Raw genomic sequence first — 16304 nt, 5'->3', positions numbered from 1 at the left:
GGCTGGAACGGCCGGTCGACGGCGGGTGCCGTGGTGCGGGGATGGCGTCGGGAGACGAACGAGGGACGGTCGGTCGGCGACCTCCCCGCGGCGCGAGAGAGGCACGTCGAATGCAGTTGGTACAAAGGTCCAAACGCGTGGTGGAAGCCAGGCTCAACAATTCCGCGGTGCGCGCGATCAGCGGGTCGATGGTCGCCTACGAAGGGCAGGTCACCTTCAAGTCGGCGGGCTTCGGCGGCGGCGACGGCGTGCTCGCGGGCCTCAAGCAGCGGGCCACCGGAGAGGCGTTGTCGCTCATGGAGGCGTCGGGCAGCGGCATCGTCTACTTCGCCCACAACGCCGCCGAGACGACGGTCATCGAGCTGAACAACGAGACGCTGCAGGTGGAGTCCGAGCAACTGATGGTGCTCAACGGCAACCTGCAGACCAACGTCACCTTCGCCGGTCTGCGCGGCGCATCGTCGGGTCAGGGGCTGTTCACCACGACGGTGAGCGGCCACGGTCAGATCGCGCTGCTGTCCAACGGCGGTCCGCTCATCCATCTGGAGGTGTCCCCGCAGTATCCGCTCGTGGTCGATCCGGACGCCTTTGTCTGTGCCCGTGGGCAGTTGAGTCAGTCGTTCGTCACCGACGTCTCCTGGCGATCGGCGCTGGGACAAGGTGGCGGTGAGGCGTTCTCGTTGCGCTGGGATGGCAGCGGCGTCGTGTCGATCCAGCCGGCCGAGCGGTGAGGGTGAGGTAGCGAGAATGTTCACCAAGGTCAACAGCAAGGTCGTCTCCGTCGACATCGGTCGGACCGGGCCCGTCATCGCACGACGCGGGGCGATGCTCTTCTACAAGGGAGACGTGCACTTCCAACCCCACCAGATCGCGGGTGCGGGCGGAATGGGCGGCGGGATGCCGGGTCTGGGCGGCATGGGCGGCATGGCCGGTCGGATGCTCGCCGGCGAACACGAGTCGACGATGATCGCCCAGGGGCACGGCGAGGTGCACTACGGGTTCCTCGGCATCGAGGTGCACGTCGTGGATCTCGGAGCGGTCGGCGGAACGATCCGCGTCGAGGCCTCGCGTCTGCTCGCCTACGGGGCCAACCTGCAGGCGTCCGTCGTCTCGGTCGCTTCCCAGGGCGGTGGCGGTGGTGGCGGCGGCGGTGGCGGTCTGTTCGGGGCGCTCCGGAACGCGGCGGCCGGGGCCGTCACGGGCCAGGGCATGTTCACGACGCAGCTGTCGGGTCCCGGCTCGGCGGTCCTGCTCGGGCACGGCGGGGTCTTCGAGCTCGAGGTGTCGCCGCAGAAGCCGCCGGTGACTGTCGATCCGCAGGCGTTCGTCGGGTCGGCGGGGCAGGTCAACACCAGCCTGCGATCGGCGATGAGCTGGCGGAACGTGGGCCGATCCGGCGGCGAGGCAATGCAATTGGAGTGTTCCGGACAGGGCGTCGTGTACGTGCAGGCATCGGAGGAGAAGCTGTGAGCCAACTCAACACCGTGTGGAGTCCGATGAATCTGCCGTCGGACGACAATGTTCCGGACAACAACTACTCGTTCTGCATCGACCTCAATCAGCCCTGGTTCATGTCCAAGGGCGCGATGATCGCCTACTACGGACAGATGCAGTTCACCGCGCTCACGCAGGGACTACAGGGCAACATGCTCCAGATGGTGGCGCAGCAGTTCTCCGCCCCGCTGTACCTCGGTGACTACGTCGTCGCCGAGGGCCACGGCAAGCTGATCATCGGTGACCGCGGCTACGACATCAACGCCTACGACCTCGAAGACGGCAACCTCACCATCCGGGCCGCCAATCTTCTTGCCTTCCAGCCGAACCTGTCGCTGAACCAGTCCATCGTGCCGGGTTTCCTCACGCTCATCGGCACCGGCAAGTTCCTCGCGTCGTCGAACGGACCGGTGATGTTCGTCGAACCGCCGGTGCGCGTCGACCCGGAAGCCCTTGTCGGATGGTCGGACTGCCCGTCGCCGAGCCACCACTACGACGAGGCGTGGGTCAACGGCTTCATCGCTGCGGCGGGCCGGCGGATGGGGCTGAACTCCGGTGAGGAGCGTCAGTTCGACTTCACCGGCGCCGGAACGGTGTTGGTGCAGTCGAGCGAGAAGGTGCGCGACGACTCGGCGATCCTGCGCACGATCCAGGGCCACCTCCCCGGCATGTCGGCACCGAGCCTGCACCAGATCAATCAGCAGGTCACCCAGCAACTCGGCCAGCAGCAGGGCTGAGCCCCCACCCAGCAGAAACAACTGCGCCGCAGATCCTTTCGGACCTGCGGCGCAGTTGTCTGTCGCGCTCCCGCCCTCCGCTCCCTGAGGAGCGCCCGGAGCTTGCGGAGGGCGCGTCACGAAGGGTCAGATGTTGACCTTCTCCTCTTCCTCGCCTCGCGCGGCGATGCGATTCCGCCGGACGATGCTCGAGATGAGCGCGGCGACGATCAGCGCGACGCCGATCAGGCCGGTGATGACCTCCGGCACGTGGGTGCCGATCGAGTACAGCAGGATGAATGCCAGTGCACCGATGGCCCAGTGGGCACCGTGCTCGAGGTACACGTACTCCGACAGCGTGCCCTTGCGGACGAGGTAGACGGTGAGCGAACGGACGAACATCGCACCGATGAGGCCGAGGCCGAGCGCGATGATGATCGGGTCGGCGGTGATGGCGAACGCACCGATGACTCCGTCGAACGAGAACGACGCGTCGAGCACCTCGAGGTAGAGGAACAGGAAGAACCCTGCCTTGCCGGTGGCCTTCGCGAGGGTCGTCGGTCCGGACCGCCCGTTCGAGTTCTCGACGGCTTCCTTCTCCGCGGCATCGGTGCCCGGCTCGGCAGCCTCGTCGGTCTCTTCGGTCTCTACGTTGAAGTACTCGCCGAGGCCGTTGACCAGGATGTAGGTGATCATGCCGAGCGCACCCGCGATCATCACCGTCGACCGTTCTTCGGCCGGGGCGATGTAGGTGGCGGTGAGCACCAGGAGCGTCATCGCGATGACGACCTCGAGCATCTCCAGCTTGCCGATCTTCTCGAGCGGGCGCTCGATCCACGACAGCCAGGTGATCTCCTTCTGCTCGAAGAAGAAGCCCAGGAACAGCATCAGCAGGAACATGCCACCGAACGCGGCGATCTGCGGATGGGCGTCGGTGATGATCGTCTCGTAGCTCGGGTCGCCGTTCGCGAAGTACGCCGCGTCGTTCGGCGGCGGATTCAGGGCGAGGTCGAGCGCGTCGGCGGGGTTGAGGCCGGACGCAAGCCACACGATGACCAGCGGGAACACCAGGCGCATACCGAAGACGGCGATCAGGATGCCGATGGTGAGGAACATCTTCTGCCAGAACTCACTCATCCGGCGGAGGATCGTGGCGTTGATGACCGCGTTGTCGAAGGAGAGCGAGATCTCGAAGACGCCGAGGATCGCCGTCAGGATCAGCGCTTCGACACCGCCATAGAGGAACGCGATGATCAGCGACACGATCGTCACGACGACCGAGAGGCCGAAGATTCTTACTACCACTGGTTTGTGGCCTTTCTAGGGTGCGTGTGGACCAGCCGACCGCATTGTCGGAGAGGAGTGGTGACGCGCGGATGCCGCACCCGTTCTCACAACGGGTGCGGCATCCACGGCACGTTCAGGCGGACAGCCGAAGTCTACGGAGACTCAGACGTTCACACCGAAATCGCGGGCGATGCCCGCAAGACCCGAGGCGTAGCCCTGGCCGACCGCGCGGAACTTCCACTCCGACCCATGACGGTACAGCTCGCCGAAGACCATCGCGGTTTCGGTGGAGGCATCCTCGCTGAGGTCGTAGCGGGCGATCTCGGCGCCGCCGGCCTGGTTCACGACGCGGATGAACGCATTGCGGACCTGGCCGAAGGACTGCGAGCGAGCGTCGGCGTCGTAGATCGACACGGGGAAGATGATGGAGTCGATCTCCGGCGGCACGCCCGCGAGGTCGACCTTGATGACCTCGTCGTCGCCCTCGCCCTCACCGGTCAGGTTGTCACCGAGATGCTCGATGGAACCGTCGGGGGAGCGGAGGTTGTTGAAGAAGATGAAGTGCTGATCGGACAGGACCTTCTTGCTGGAGTTCAGCGCGATGGCGCTCGCATCCAGATCGAAGTCGGTGCCGGTCGTGGTACGGATGTCCCAGCCGAGGCCGACGGAGACCGCAGTCAGGCCCGGAGCCTCCTTGCTGAGGGAAACGTTTCCGCCCTTGCTCAGGCTCACGCCCATGGTTTGCGCCTTTCTGTTGGTACGAGGTCTCGTGATGTCCGATGTGCCCGATACCGGGCCACTCGGAGCAATCGACAACACTCTATGTGAAGGGTCTGGCGTGGTCACTGATTTGGTCGGATGACCTGCGGTTTCCGTCGAGCGGGGGTTGCGCGGGCGGACGGCGCCCCGCATCTGAGGGGCACCGGCGACGATCACACGGTGGTGGCGCCCAGTGCCCTCATGTCGGCGACCATCGGCTGGTGCGAGAGCAGCCCGGCGTCGACCTTGATCTCTTGCCCGTTGATTCCGGCGGCGTCGTCGGAGGCGAGGAAGACGAAGACCTTGGCCTGCTGCTCGGGCGTCGGCATCTCGGGGTTGAGGTTCTGCCGGCGGAAGATGTCCTTGATCTGATCGGGCAGCTGCTGCGCGGGAGGCGAACTCGTCGTCCCCGGGCTGACGGCGTTGCAGCGCACGCCTTCTCGGCCGTACTGGGTGGCGAGGAACTTGGTGAGCGCGATGACGCCCGCCTTGGAGGCGCCGTATCCGCTGAGGCTGGTGTCGCCCGCGGACCCATGGGTGGACGCGGTGCTGACGATCGCTCCGCCGGCCTTACGCAGGTACGGCAGGGTGTGCTTGCTCAGGAGCATGACGCTGCGGAGGTTGACCGCCATGACGTTGTCCCACGCCTCCACCGTCATCTCGGCGACCTCGGTGTCGTCCGGGGGGAAGATCCCGGCGATGTTCATGACGATCGTCGGTTCGCCGAGTTCCGCGACGGTGGTCCTCACGAGTTGCTCGATCTGCTCCTCGGATCGGACGTCGGTCTCGACCGCGATCGCCACGGTGGACCCGGCGCTCTCGTTCAGCCGGTCGGCGAGCCGCTTCGCGCCGTCGATGTTGGTGTCGGCAAGCGCGACCTTCGCTCCGCTGGCGACGAGTTCGGTCGCGGTGGCTCCACCGATGTTGAGGCCGCCCGGTTCGACGAACGTCGCACCCGTCACGATCGCTGTCTTGCCTTCGAGATTCGGCATGTTGCTACCTTCCTTCTTTGGATGGGGTCTCGTTCGTTCCGGCCGTCAGCCACGCGGGGAAACACAGCACGAGCTGACCGATCACCTGCGCCTGCGACATTCGGGGCTGCGCATCGTCGAGCCAGCGCTCGATGACTCCGAGTACGCCACGAGCCAGGAAGCGGGCCAGTACCGCGGTGTCGACCTCGGCGGGTCGGGTGGTCATCCGCGTGATCGCCGCGGCGGTGAGGTCCTCGAACGCTGCCGCGATCTGCCGACCGGCCCCGGCCGGTGCGTGCGGTCCGAGTAGTGGGGCGTAGACCGACCGGCGCGCACCGAGGAATCGCACCAACTCCGTCATGGCACTGCGGCTCGCCTCGAGACCGTCGACCGCGAACCGGCCGCGCATCACCCCATCGGCGTCGCTGAGGGCGGCGAACAGGTCCCGCAGCATGTACACCGCGAGGTCGTCGGGCGACTCGAAATGCTTGTAGAACACCGACCGGTGCACCCCGGCGGCCTCGGTCAGGGCCGCGACCGTGACCGGGCCCGAGCCGGCGATCCGGGCGAACGCGTCGACCAGCTTCTCTCTCGTGCGTACGGCACGCGGGTCGTCGCTGTTGACGACAGTGCGATCACCGGCGGCTGGCTGCGACGAGGTGGACATCACCTTCCGAAAGTAGCACTGAGCGACATGTGTCGACGAAGTCTTCGGTGTACTGGGCGCAGTGCGGATGTGGAACAGCACAGAAAACAGCAGCGGCGCTTCCTGATCAGATCAGGAAGCGCCGCTGGGATGCGTTCTACGAGGCTCAGGCCTCGATGATGAACTCCTCGAGCTGGGTGCGCGCGACGTCGTCGGCGAGCTGCTTGGGCGGGGACTTCATCAGGTAGGCCGAGGCCGGGATGACGGGTCCGCCGATGCCGCGGTCCTTGGCGATCTTGGCGGCGCGGACGGCGTCGATGATGATGCCGGCCGAGTTGGGGGAGTCCCAGACCTCGAGCTTGTACTCGAGGTTGAGCGGCACGTCACCGAAGGCGCGGCCTTCGAGGCGGACGTAGGCCCACTTGCGGTCGTCGAGCCACGCGACGTGGTCCGACGGTCCGATGTGGACGTTCTTGTCCTCGACCTTGCCGGCGAGCGAGCCGGTCAGGTTGGAGGTCACGGCCTGGGTCTTGGAGACCTTCTTCGACTCCAGGCGCTCGCGCTCGAGCATGTTCTTGAAGTCCATGTTGCCGCCGACGTTGAGCTGGTAGGTGCGGTCGAGAGTGACGCCGCGATCCTCGAACAGCTTCGCCATCACGCGGTGAGTGATGGTGGCGCCGACCTGGCTCTTGATGTCGTCGCCGACGATCGGGACACCGGCGTCGGCGAACTTCTGGGCCCACTCGGGGTCGGAGGCGATGAACACCGGCAGTGCGTTGACGAAGGCGACGCCCGCGTCGATGCAGCACTGTGCGTAGAACTTGTCGGCCTGCTCCGAGCCGACCGGGAGGTAGCTGACGAGGACGTCGACCTCGTTGTCCTTCAGCGTCTGGACGATGTCGACGCCGGAGCCGTCCGCCTCGGTGATGGTCTCGAGGTAGTACTTGCCGAGACCATCGAGGGTGTGACCGCGCTGAACGGTGACGCCGGTCGGCGGCACGTCGGCGATCTTGATGGTGTTGTTCTCGCTGGCGAAGATCGCGTCGGAGAGGTCGAAGCCGACCTTCTTGGCGTCGACGTCGAACGCGGCGACGAACTCGACGTCGCGGACGTGGTAGGGGCCGAACTTCACGTGCATGAGGCCGGGAACGGTGGCGTTCTCGTCGGCGTCCTTGTAGTACTGCACGCCCTGCACCAGGGATGAAGCGCAGTTTCCTACGCCCACAATGGCAACGCGCACCTTATTGGGCTCACCCATGGTCGGGTTCTCCTTCTTCTCGCGGCATCGCAGTCGTTCGCTGCGCAACCGGTGTTTTCAGTTGCTCGGGTTCGTCCCGGCTCGGCGTCGAGTCCGGGTCTTGATATTCGTCATCGGCTCGTCCGGTGGAGGCATTGGGCCGCCCCGAATCGAACTGTGACCGTTCGCTGTCGGCGAGGTCGTCGTCGAACTGCGTGTCGAACGGATTCGGCGCCCCGTCCTGCTGGGAGCTCTCGGCTGCGATCAGCTCGTTGAGCCAGCGGACTTCGCGTTCGCTGGACTCGAGGCTCAGCTGATGTAGCTGACGGGTGTACCGGTCGACGGCCCGGTTGGACCGTCCGACGATCTCCCGCAATCCCTCCCGACGCTCCTCGACCTGCCGGCGACGGCCCTCGAGGATGCGCATACGCGCAACCGCGGGGGTGCGGCTGAAGAACGCCAGGTGCACCCCGAAGCCGTCGTCGGTGTAGTTCTGCGGTCCGGTGTCGGCGACCAGCTCGGCAAACCGTTCCCGGCCTGCGTCGGTGAGCTGGTAGACGCGCCGGCCACGCCGCACCTTGGCGCCCAGGGGCGTCTCGGGTTCGTCGATGAGGCCGTCGGCCTGCATGCGGCGCAGCGTCGGGTAGAGCGATCCGTACGAGAACGCACGGAAGGCACCGAGCAGTCCGGTGAGCCGCTTGCGCAGCTCGTACCCGTGCATGGGGGATTCGAGAAGTAGTCCGAGAATGGCCAGCTCGAGCACTTCGCCACCCCCTTCACGGTTCTGCCGATGATCTGTCACTTTCTCCTCGGACTTGATGTACCGGCACGCTCTGACGCGCCGACACCTCGTTCCGATGTAGTTCTCAATGTATCGCACCGATATAACTGGTGTCCACGAGTGGTCGGTCAGGGGAAGGACTGGTGTCGGGACAGCGTCCGGACGGCGTGATGCATGTCTCCGAGGGGCGGACGCGGTTGATTTCCGCGGCGGTCACGCGGGACCCCGTCGCGCCGACGCCCCGGCAGAGACCACGTACCCTGAAAACCGTGCAACGCCAGATCGTCGACTACGCCCTGCAGCGGCGCGCTCGGCTGTCCTCGGTCCATGCGGGCCGGACCGCCGTTGCCGAGGTCTGCGACGCGAGTCCGTACCTCCTGCGCGCGGCGAAGTTCCATGGTCGGCCCAGCACCACGATGTGCCCGATCTGCCGAAAAGAGCAGGTCACCCTCGTGTCATGGGTGTTCGGCGAACGACTCGGTCAGGTCAGCGGTTCGGCGCGTAGCAACGAAGAGATCGCCCGGCTCGCGACAACCGCCGAAGAGTTCTCGGTACATGTCGTCGAGGTGTGCCGGACCTGTAGTTGGAACCATCTGGTTCAGTCGTACGTTGCCGGGCTGCCGCCGCAGTCCACGCGTCGCTCTCGACGCGTGGCCAAGTAGCGCGCCGGCCTGCGGGTTTTTGCCCGGGGCGGTTGCCTGCTGTCACAGTGGAGCGGCACGAGGCCAGAGAAGTCGAACGAGATCGACGGGCGACGACGTCCGCTCGATCCGGTAGGAAGGTGGACGATGAGCGAGGCACGCGGTTCTTCGCCCACGCCCCGACGCACCGGCATCCGTCCCGGTCCGGGCGGTGGCGGTCAGAACGGAAGCGACACGGCAACCCGGCACCGGCGGTTCGCGTGGGCGCTCGGGATCGTGGGCGCCGTCGTCCCGGCGATCGTGCTCGTGCTCATCGTCGCGTTCGCGTTCACCTACTTCACCGCCGAGATCCCGGAACCCGACGTGAGCCAGAAGGCCACCATCGTCGACACGTCCGGTCGCACACTGGCCGACATCACCTCACCCGACGGCAACCGCACGGTCGTCCCCTTCGACGAGATCCCCGAGACGATGAAGCAGGCGATCGTCGCCGCGGAGGACCGCGAGTTCTGGACCAACAACGGTTTCTCGCCCCGCGGCCTCTCCCGTGCCGCGATAGGGCAGATCACCGGCAACCAGACGGCCGGCGGCGGTTCGACCATCACGCAGCAATACGTCAAGAACGCGATCGTCGGTGACGAGCGCAGCTTCGATCGCAAGTTCAAGGAACTCGCGATCGCCGCGAAGATGAACGACCGTCATGGCTGGTCCAAGGAGAAGGTTCTCGAGGCCTACCTCAACACGATCTACTTCGGCCGCGGCGCGTACGGCATCGCCGTCGCCACGCAGAAGTACTTCAACAAGTCGATCACCGACAAGCGCCGCGCCGAGCGCAACCCGCTGACCTTCGAGGAGGCGGCCCTGCTCTCGGCGGTCATCCGGGCACCGTCGTATTACGACCCCGATTCCAACCGCGAGGTCACCGAGTCCCGCTGGCGCTATGTACTGGAAGGCATGGTCGCCACCGGCGCCATTACCCAGCAGCAGGCCGACAACGCGGTGTTCCCGAAGACGATCAAGGCGCGCGTCACCGAATCCGATGAGACGCCCGGACCCAACGGACTGATCAAGCGCCAGGTGCTCGGCGAGCTCGACCGTATCGGCATCACCGACAAGCAACTGCGCACCGGCGGCCTGAAGATCAGCACGACGATCGATCCGCAGGTGCAGAACGCGGCGGTGCAGTCGGCGTGCCGCAAGAACCGGATCTACAAGTGCCCGGAGGGCGAGCTCAACGGCGAGCCCGACGACGTGCTCGCGTCGGTGGTGTCGATCGACCCACAGACCGGCGGCGTCCGCGGGTACTACGGCGGCGACAACCCGTCCGGCTGGGACCTCGCCCAGGCCGGGCTGCAGACCGGGTCGTCGTTCAAGGTGTTCGCACTCGTCGCGGCCCTCGAACAGGACATCCCGCTGTCGAAGACCTACAGCTCGGCGCCGTTCCAGGCCAGCGGTGGCCTGACGGTCGAGAACTCCGACGGCGAGAGCTGCGGCACCTGCAACCTCGCCACGGCGATGAAGATGTCGCTCAACACGGTGTACTACCGCCTGATGATGGACCTCGACGGTGGAGCGCGAGCCGTCGCCGACGCCGCGCACCGTGCGGGTGTTGCCGAGTCCTTCGGCAACATCGAGCGGACCCTGCAGGAGGCGAATGGGCAGCCCGAGGGCGGCGTGGTCCTCGGCCAGTACCAGTCGCGGGTCATCGACATGGCCTCGGCGTACGCGACGCTCGCGGCGTCGGGCGTCTACCACGAGCCGTACTTCGTCCAGAAGGTCGTCGACTCCGAGGGGCAGGTCCTCTACGAGCGCAAGACCGAGGGCAAGCGCGTCTTCCCCGAGAAGGTCGCCGACACCGTGACCGCGGCGCTCGAGCCGATCGCGGCGTACTCCAACGGCAACTCGCTCTACGACTCGTCCCTCGGTTCGCGACCGTCCGCCGCCAAGACCGGCACCGTCCAGCTCGGCGACACCGGGCAGAACAAGGACGCCTGGATGGTCGGGTACACCCCGCAGCTGTCGACCGCGGTGTGGGTCGGCACCAACGACGGCACGGCCCTGACCAACTACAACGGCGCCTCGATCTACGGCAGCGGCCTGCCGGCGTCGATCTGGAAGTCGGCGATGGACGCCGCGCTCGAGGGCAAGGAGATCAAGCAGTTCCCCGAGGCCGACGAGCCCATCGGCGGCGAGACAGGCATCCCGTACGAGGCGCCGGCCACCACCGAGGCGCCGACGCGGACGCGTGGACCCTCGGTGCCGACCTTCGACATCCCCGACCAGGCCGGTGACGGCAACCTCACCCTCGCTCCGGGAGTGACGATCCCGATCCCGGGCGCTCCGCGGAACGGCGGCGGTGGCGGCGGCGGAAACAGCCCGGGCGGCGGCGGGCTGGCCCCCGCCGACCCAGGTGGTGGCGACGGCGGCGATTCCGGCGGCGGGGTACCCGGCGGCGGTGACGGAGGCGGAGGAGTCCCTGAACCGCCCATCGGCTGACCCGGACCCGGCTGCCGACTCCGCGGCGAGCGGCTCCGACCCCGTCTGGGACAGCCCTGCACCCATCGCGAGTGATCTGCGCGTCGACGACGCGCGCGTCCTCCCCACGCGCACGGACGGTCTGGTGCGTGAGGCGAGTTCGCTGGTCGGTGGACCGGTGGGGACGCACGCCGTCATCGGCCGGGCCCGGCATCTGACACCGCTGCGCGTGCTTTTCGCGCTGGCGCTGTGCGGACTGGCGCTCGGGTGGTTCGGCAAGGCCGCGTGCCTGCAACAGGCGCCTGCCGACGGCGGTACGACCGCGAACGCCGAGATGCGGCTGGACTGGGACGATCAGCGTCAGTTCACCAACCTCTGCTACTCCGACGTGATCAGCTTGTTCGGTGCGGAGCGGCTCAACCGGGGCGCGTTGCCCTACCGCGACTTCTGGTTCCAGGAGGACTCCGACGGGCAGACCATCAAGCGGTACATGGAGTACCCGGTCCTCACCGGGATGTTCATGTACGGCGCGGCTCAGCTGACCCAGGGGTGGCTCTGGGCGGAGACCAACTGGGGTGTTCCCGGCGCACTCGACGTCGTCCTGTTCTTCACCATCGTCGCGTTGGGACTGACGGCGTTCTGGCTGGTGACCATCTGGGCGACGGCCCTCACCGCACGACACCGCACGTGGTCGGTGTGGCTGGTCGCGTTGTCCCCGCTCGTCTTCGTGCACGCGTTCACCAACTTCGACGCGATAGCCACCGCAGCAGTGGCGACGGCGCTGCTGGCCTGGTCGAGGGAGCGGTTCTGGCTGGCAGGTGTGCTCATCGGGCTCGGAACCGCCGCCAAGCTGTATCCCGCCCTTCTGCTGGTGGTGCTGGGTGTGCTGTGCCTGCGGACCGGGAAGGTCCGCGAGTTCGGGGTCGCGGCTGCGACGGCGATCGGCGCGTGGCTGGCGGTGAACCTGCCGATCCTGATCCCGTACCCGTCCGGTTGGTGGGAATTCTTCCGGTTCAACGGTGACCGGTCCGCGGACCCGGACACGATCTACCGGGTCGTCGCCGACGCCGCTGGTTTCACATGGAACATCGGCTATCTGAATGCGCTGTCGGTGGGCCTGACGGTCGTCGTGATCGCCGCGGTGGTCGCGGTCGGTGTCCTGGCGCCATACCGGCCCCGGGTGGCCCAGCTCGCATTCCTCGCCGTGGCCGGCTTCCTGCTGGTGAACAAGGTGTGGAGTCCCCAGTACTCGTTGTGGCTGGTTCCGCTTGCGGTGCTTGCCATTCCGCACACTCGCCTGCTGCTGGCCTGGATGGCCGTCGACGCGCTCATCTGGGTGCCCAGGATGAGTCTGTTCCTCGACGCCGAGCGCCGGTGGCTCCCCGATCAGTGGTTCACCGCCGCTGTCGTGCTCCGTGGACTGATGGTGGTGGTTCTCTGCGCCGTCGTCCTCTGGCAGATCTGGCATCCGCGCGACGACCTGGTCCGCCACGGAAACGACGGCAGGTGGTACGACGACCCGGCCGGCGGCGTCCTCGACGGTGCTCCCGACCGGATCGGACGACGGTCGAGAGCGACCCAGACGGCGGAGGACCCGCGGGAGCCGGTGCCGGCGGCCGGATAGCGGTCGCGCTTCACGGGAGCCGTACCGACGATTGGGCGAAGGTTTCGGTGGGTATTGACGGGTCATGTCGGATACCGCACCTCATATCTCGGACGACACCGCGGAAGCGGTCGGCAAGGTGGGGGAGGCGCTGGAGTACATCGAGCGCGCCCGCGGCCACCTGTACTCATTCCATCAACTCATCGGACGCGGGGACCTGCTGCTCGGCGAGGCCGTCGACGAGCTGCGCGAGGCGGGCCACGCCGAGTTCGCCGATGAACTGTCCACCGAACTGGTCGGACGCAACGTGCTCGATGGTCGGTGGACGTTCCAGATCGTCGAGGAATTCGACGACACCTACTGGGGTCCGCTGCGGGAGTACGTCGACCGGGTGCGAGCCGATCTGACCGATGGTCAGCGGCACGTTCACGAGGCGCGCTTGAAAGAAGATCGACGCACCCACGGGCATCCGAAGCACACCGAGAAGCCCTGAGCCGGCGGTCAGGCGGTGATCCGCTGCAGCAGGCGATCTCTGGCCGACGGCCAATCGTCATCGGTCATCGCGTACAGGGCGGTCGTGCGCCAGCCGTCGCCGAATCGGCGGTGCTTGCGCAGCAGACCCTCGAAGGTCGCACCCAGCTTGGCGATCGCGGCGCGCGACTGAGCGTTGAGCTCATGGGTGTGCCAGGTGAGGCGGACGGCGCCGCAGTCCTCGAACGCGTGGCGCATCAGCAGGAACTTGGCGGTGGGGTTCACCGCGGTCCCCTGGACGCGTTCGCTGTAGAAGGTGTAGCCGATGCACGCGGATCGGTTGGCCTCGTCGATGTCGTAGAAGCTCGTCGACCCGACGACGCTGCCGTCGGTGTTGTCGACCACCGCGAAAGCCACTCGCGACCGAAGAGCGGACTCGACGTACCGGCGTGCACTGTCCTCGTCGGTCGGCACCCCGGGTGCCCATCGGAAACGGGTGGGGTCACCGATCAACCCGGCGAGCGCGCCGACATCGTCGAGGCCGATCGGACGTAACGTGACCCGGTCACCCACCAGGGGGCCGGTCGCCAGCCACGAAGTCACGGGGACCCTTTCGCCACGGCTTCTCGTCGCGGGTCGAGGGTCACCCCGGAGGCGGCGGGATCAGTCCCATCTCGCGCGCTTCCGGCCACACGGGAGGCCAGCGGCTCACGAAGCGGGGTGCCGACGAGGGTCACGATCAGATAGACGAGCAGGACGGCGTGCACCCACACCGAACCCGCGACGCCGGAGACGATCCACCACGGCAGCGGATCGCCGGCATCCCGGATCGGGAACAACCGGAAGATCGTCAGATCGAGAGCGAGGTCGGTGAGCAGGTACGCCAGGATGACCGGCCAGCGCACCTTCATCAGGACGAAGAACGGCAGTATCCAGAGCGTGTACTGCGGGGAGTGCACCTTGTGGAACAGCATGAAACCGGCCAGCATCGCGCCGCTCACGCCGATCCACGGGAAGGTGCCGACGCGTTCGAAGCGGCGCCACCCGAGGTACATCGCGACCGCGAACGAGGTGAGGATCAGCAGCGGCGACATCACGCTGACGATGGAGTGGTAGGTGTCGGTGGTCCCGGTAACATACCGCAGACCCCAGTACCAGATGGAATTGGTGTCGACGTCGGCCCGGCGACGGCCCTGGAAGGACAGCGCGGCCTTCCACCCGTCGAATCCGAGGACCATGAACGGCAATTGGATCGCGGCCACCGTCACGACGGCGGCGCCCGCAACCCAGCCGGCGCCCGTCCAGTCGAGGCCGCCTCCGGCGTCACGTCGTCCCGCAACCGCGCGTGCGCCGCCGGCGCCGCGCGTGAGAACGTATGCGGCCAGCGGTAACACGAAGATCCCCGGGTAGAGCTTGAGACAGAAGCCGACCGCGAGCAGAACAGCCGCGACCACCGCGCACGTCCGAAGCGGCAGTCGTCGCCGGCCTGTTCCGGGCTGGACGGACGCGCCCCAGGCCATCACGGCGACTGCCCCGACGGCGGTCGCGACGACCGGCAGCTCCCAGTTGTGGAAGGAGTACAGCACCAACGGGGGCGTCGCGGCCCAGAGCAGCGCCCACCATCGGACCATCAGGGCGAGCAACACGGTGATCGCGACCCCGAACGGCGCCAGCAGGAGCGCGGAGTGGGTGAAGAACTCGGTGTCGGTGTCGGCGCCGATCGCACCGAAGAACATGAGGACGCCGGAGAGCACCGGGTACTCGACGACACCGCCGAACAACGTGCCGTCGGAAGCGATTCCGCCGTGGATGTAGGGAAAGACGTGGGTGTTGATGTCGCGGCCGAGCCAGAGGTACATCAGGTCCGAGTAGCAGGGGATCACCGCATCCGGATCCCCGACCGGCCAGTTGCCGCTGCGCCCGAACGCGTCGAACGGTGGGCCCCCGCACCGGAGCTTGGCCCGGAAACTCCAGAACATCGTGACCGTGGTCGCGAGCACCGACACGACAACGATCAGGGCCGTCTCACCACGGCCGGACAGCCGTGCGGACCATCGACCCGGGGTTGTCCACCGTTCCGACATGGGCAACAGCGTAGGTGGTCCGGCAGTGCGCCGCCGAAGCGACCCGCGGCCTCGGATTTCTCTGCGAACGGGCAGGTCATGTATCTTGGACCGGTTGCCGACGCAGGCGACCCTCCTGCCACGGACAGTCCGTGGCCGACCTAGCCCATAGGAGGTGATGTGGTCTTATGCGTCACTACGAATTGATGGTCATCCTCGATCCGAACCTGGACGAGCGCACCGTCGCACCCTCACTCGATACGTTCCTCAATGTTGTCCGCAAGGATGGCGGTTCGGTGGACGGCGTCGACATCTGGGGCAAGCGCCGTCTTGCCTACGAGATCCTCAAGCACAACGAGGGCATCTACGCCGTCATCGATCTCAACGCCGAGCCCGCCACGGTCACCGAGCTCGATCGTCAGCTGAAGCTGAACGAGTCGGTTCTGCGCACCAAGGTCCTGCGGAAGTAATCCACAGGCTTTCTTGATCGTCTGAACACGTCGGTACCGGGTTCTAGGGTTGGACCCAGAACACCCGGTGCATGTCGATCAGCGAGTGCCCACCAACGACCCAAGGGGAACACACATGGCAGGCGACACGGTCATCACCGTCATCGGCAATCTCACCGCCGACCCGGAACTGCGGTTCACGCCGTCCGGGGCAGCGGTTGCCAACTTCACGGTGGCTTCCACTCCGCGCACTTTCGATCGCCAGACCAACGAGTGGAAGGACGGCGAAGCGCTGTTCCTCCGCTGCAACATCTGGCGTGACGCCGCGGAGAACGTGACCGAAAGCCTGACCAAGGGTTCCCGGGTGATCGTGCAGGGACGGCTCAAGCAGCGGTCCTACGAAACCAAAGAGGGCGAACGACGCACGGTCGTGGAACTCGAGGTCGACGAGATCGGCCCCTCGCTGCGGTACGCCACCGCCAAGGTCAACCGCGCCTCGCGCGGTGGCGGCGGTGGTGGCGGATTCGGGTCCGGCGGTGGCGGCGGTAGCCGCGGCGGCGGGAACTCGAACCAGCAGGTTGCCGACGATCCCTGGGGCAGCGCGCCTGCCAGCAACAGCGGCGGATCGTTCGGTGGCGGGGACGACGAACCACCTTTCTGATATCGCTCGGGGCATGATCGACCCGCCCCGAACAGCCCGGGAACGGCAGT

17 protein-coding genes are annotated in these 16304 nt (G+C 66.8%); 9 read left to right on the top strand and 8 right to left on the bottom strand.

Going from position 1 to position 16304, the window contains the following annotated elements:
* The first annotated feature begins 110 nt into the window (after positions 1 to 110).
* From KTR9_RS24375 to KTR9_RS24365, 3 genes are read left to right on the top strand one after another with little or no spacing between them, the layout of a single operon-like run.
* Entirely contained in the window at positions 111 to 731 is a 621-nt protein-coding gene (locus KTR9_RS24375; RefSeq protein ID WP_014928604.1) for an AIM24 family protein, read from the top strand.
* Between the two features lie 16 nt (positions 732 to 747).
* Entirely contained in the window at positions 748 to 1470 is a 723-nt protein-coding gene (locus tag KTR9_RS24370; RefSeq protein ID WP_014928603.1) for an AIM24 family protein, read from the top strand.
* Positions 1467 to 2231, top strand: coding sequence for an AIM24 family protein (locus tag KTR9_RS24365; RefSeq protein ID WP_014928602.1), 765 nt, complete (start codon positions 1467 to 1469; stop codon positions 2229 to 2231). The genes KTR9_RS24370 and KTR9_RS24365 overlap by 4 nt, the downstream gene beginning before the upstream one ends.
* A gap of 126 nt (positions 2232 to 2357) precedes the next feature.
* On the opposite strand, the gene KTR9_RS24360 is transcribed toward KTR9_RS24365, so the two are convergent.
* From KTR9_RS24360 to KTR9_RS24335, 6 genes are all read right to left on the bottom strand, one after another.
* The gene (locus tag KTR9_RS24360; protein ID WP_014928601.1) at positions 2358 to 3515 is read right to left on the bottom strand and encodes a DUF475 domain-containing protein; all 1158 of its coding nucleotides are present in this window, start codon (positions 3513 to 3515) and stop codon (positions 2358 to 2360) included.
* Positions 3516 to 3659: 144 nt separating this feature from the next.
* Positions 3660 to 4235, bottom strand: a complete 576-nt coding sequence (locus tag KTR9_RS24355; RefSeq protein ID WP_010844583.1) for a TerD family protein — start codon at positions 4233 to 4235, stop codon at positions 3660 to 3662.
* 194 nt (positions 4236 to 4429) lie between these two features.
* Positions 4430 to 5248 (bottom strand): SDR family NAD(P)-dependent oxidoreductase, encoded by an 819-nt coding sequence (locus tag KTR9_RS24350; protein WP_014928600.1) that lies wholly within the window; start codon positions 5246 to 5248, stop codon positions 4430 to 4432.
* 4 nt (positions 5249 to 5252) lie between these two features.
* Positions 5253 to 5894, bottom strand: a complete 642-nt coding sequence (locus tag KTR9_RS24345) for a TetR/AcrR family transcriptional regulator (RefSeq protein ID WP_010844585.1) — start codon at positions 5892 to 5894, stop codon at positions 5253 to 5255.
* Between the two features lie 145 nt (positions 5895 to 6039).
* Positions 6040 to 7131, bottom strand: coding sequence for an inositol-3-phosphate synthase (locus tag KTR9_RS24340; RefSeq protein WP_014928599.1), 1092 nt, complete (start codon positions 7129 to 7131; stop codon positions 6040 to 6042).
* Entirely contained in the window at positions 7124 to 7873 is a 750-nt protein-coding gene (locus tag KTR9_RS24335; protein ID WP_014928598.1) for a PadR family transcriptional regulator, read from the bottom strand. The genes KTR9_RS24340 and KTR9_RS24335 overlap by 8 nt, the downstream gene beginning before the upstream one ends.
* A 287-nt stretch (positions 7874 to 8160) precedes the next feature.
* Between KTR9_RS24335 and KTR9_RS24330 the strand changes: the two genes are divergently transcribed.
* The 4 genes from KTR9_RS24330 (at position 8161) to KTR9_RS24315 (ending at position 13103) form a co-directional block, all read left to right on the top strand.
* On the top strand, positions 8161 to 8553 hold the full coding sequence (locus tag KTR9_RS24330) for a DUF5318 family protein (RefSeq protein WP_010844588.1): 393 nt from the start codon (positions 8161 to 8163) through the stop codon (positions 8551 to 8553).
* Positions 8554 to 8679: 126 nt separating this feature from the next.
* Complete coding sequence (locus KTR9_RS24325; RefSeq protein WP_014928597.1) at positions 8680 to 11028, top strand: transglycosylase domain-containing protein; 2349 nt, start codon at positions 8680 to 8682, stop codon at positions 11026 to 11028.
* Positions 10988 to 12631, top strand: a complete 1644-nt coding sequence (locus KTR9_RS24320) for a glycosyltransferase family 87 protein (protein WP_014928596.1) — start codon at positions 10988 to 10990, stop codon at positions 12629 to 12631. The genes KTR9_RS24325 and KTR9_RS24320 overlap by 41 nt, the downstream gene beginning before the upstream one ends.
* Positions 12632 to 12695: 64 nt before the next feature.
* On the top strand, positions 12696 to 13103 hold the full coding sequence (locus KTR9_RS24315) for a hypothetical protein (RefSeq protein WP_014928595.1): 408 nt from the start codon (positions 12696 to 12698) through the stop codon (positions 13101 to 13103).
* A gap of 8 nt (positions 13104 to 13111) precedes the next feature.
* On the opposite strand, the gene KTR9_RS24310 is transcribed toward KTR9_RS24315, so the two are convergent.
* Both KTR9_RS24310 and KTR9_RS24305 read right to left on the bottom strand, forming a co-directional pair.
* On the bottom strand, positions 13112 to 13684 hold the full coding sequence (locus KTR9_RS24310) for a GNAT family N-acetyltransferase (protein ID WP_014928594.1): 573 nt from the start codon (positions 13682 to 13684) through the stop codon (positions 13112 to 13114).
* Positions 13681 to 15165: a hypothetical protein gene (locus KTR9_RS24305; protein WP_044507411.1), complete on the bottom strand. Its 1485-nt coding sequence runs from the start codon at positions 15163 to 15165 to the stop codon at positions 13681 to 13683. Before KTR9_RS24305 ends, KTR9_RS24310 begins: the two co-directional genes overlap by 4 nt.
* 167 nt (positions 15166 to 15332) lie before the next feature.
* Between KTR9_RS24305 and rpsF the strand changes: the two genes are divergently transcribed.
* Positions 15333 to 15614, top strand: a complete 282-nt coding sequence (rpsF, locus tag KTR9_RS24300) for a 30S ribosomal protein S6 (protein ID WP_004020660.1) — start codon at positions 15333 to 15335, stop codon at positions 15612 to 15614.
* A gap of 115 nt (positions 15615 to 15729) precedes the next feature.
* The gene (locus KTR9_RS24295) at positions 15730 to 16254 is read left to right on the top strand and encodes a single-stranded DNA-binding protein (RefSeq protein WP_004020661.1); all 525 of its coding nucleotides are present in this window, start codon (positions 15730 to 15732) and stop codon (positions 16252 to 16254) included.
* Positions 16255 to 16304 lie beyond the last annotated feature (50 nt).

Origin of the sequence: Gordonia sp. KTR9 (assembly GCF_000143885.2) — a bacterium.
Taxonomy (GTDB): Bacteria; Actinomycetota; Actinomycetes; order Mycobacteriales; family Mycobacteriaceae; genus Gordonia.
This window is presented reverse-complemented; position numbering and strand designations above follow the sequence as displayed.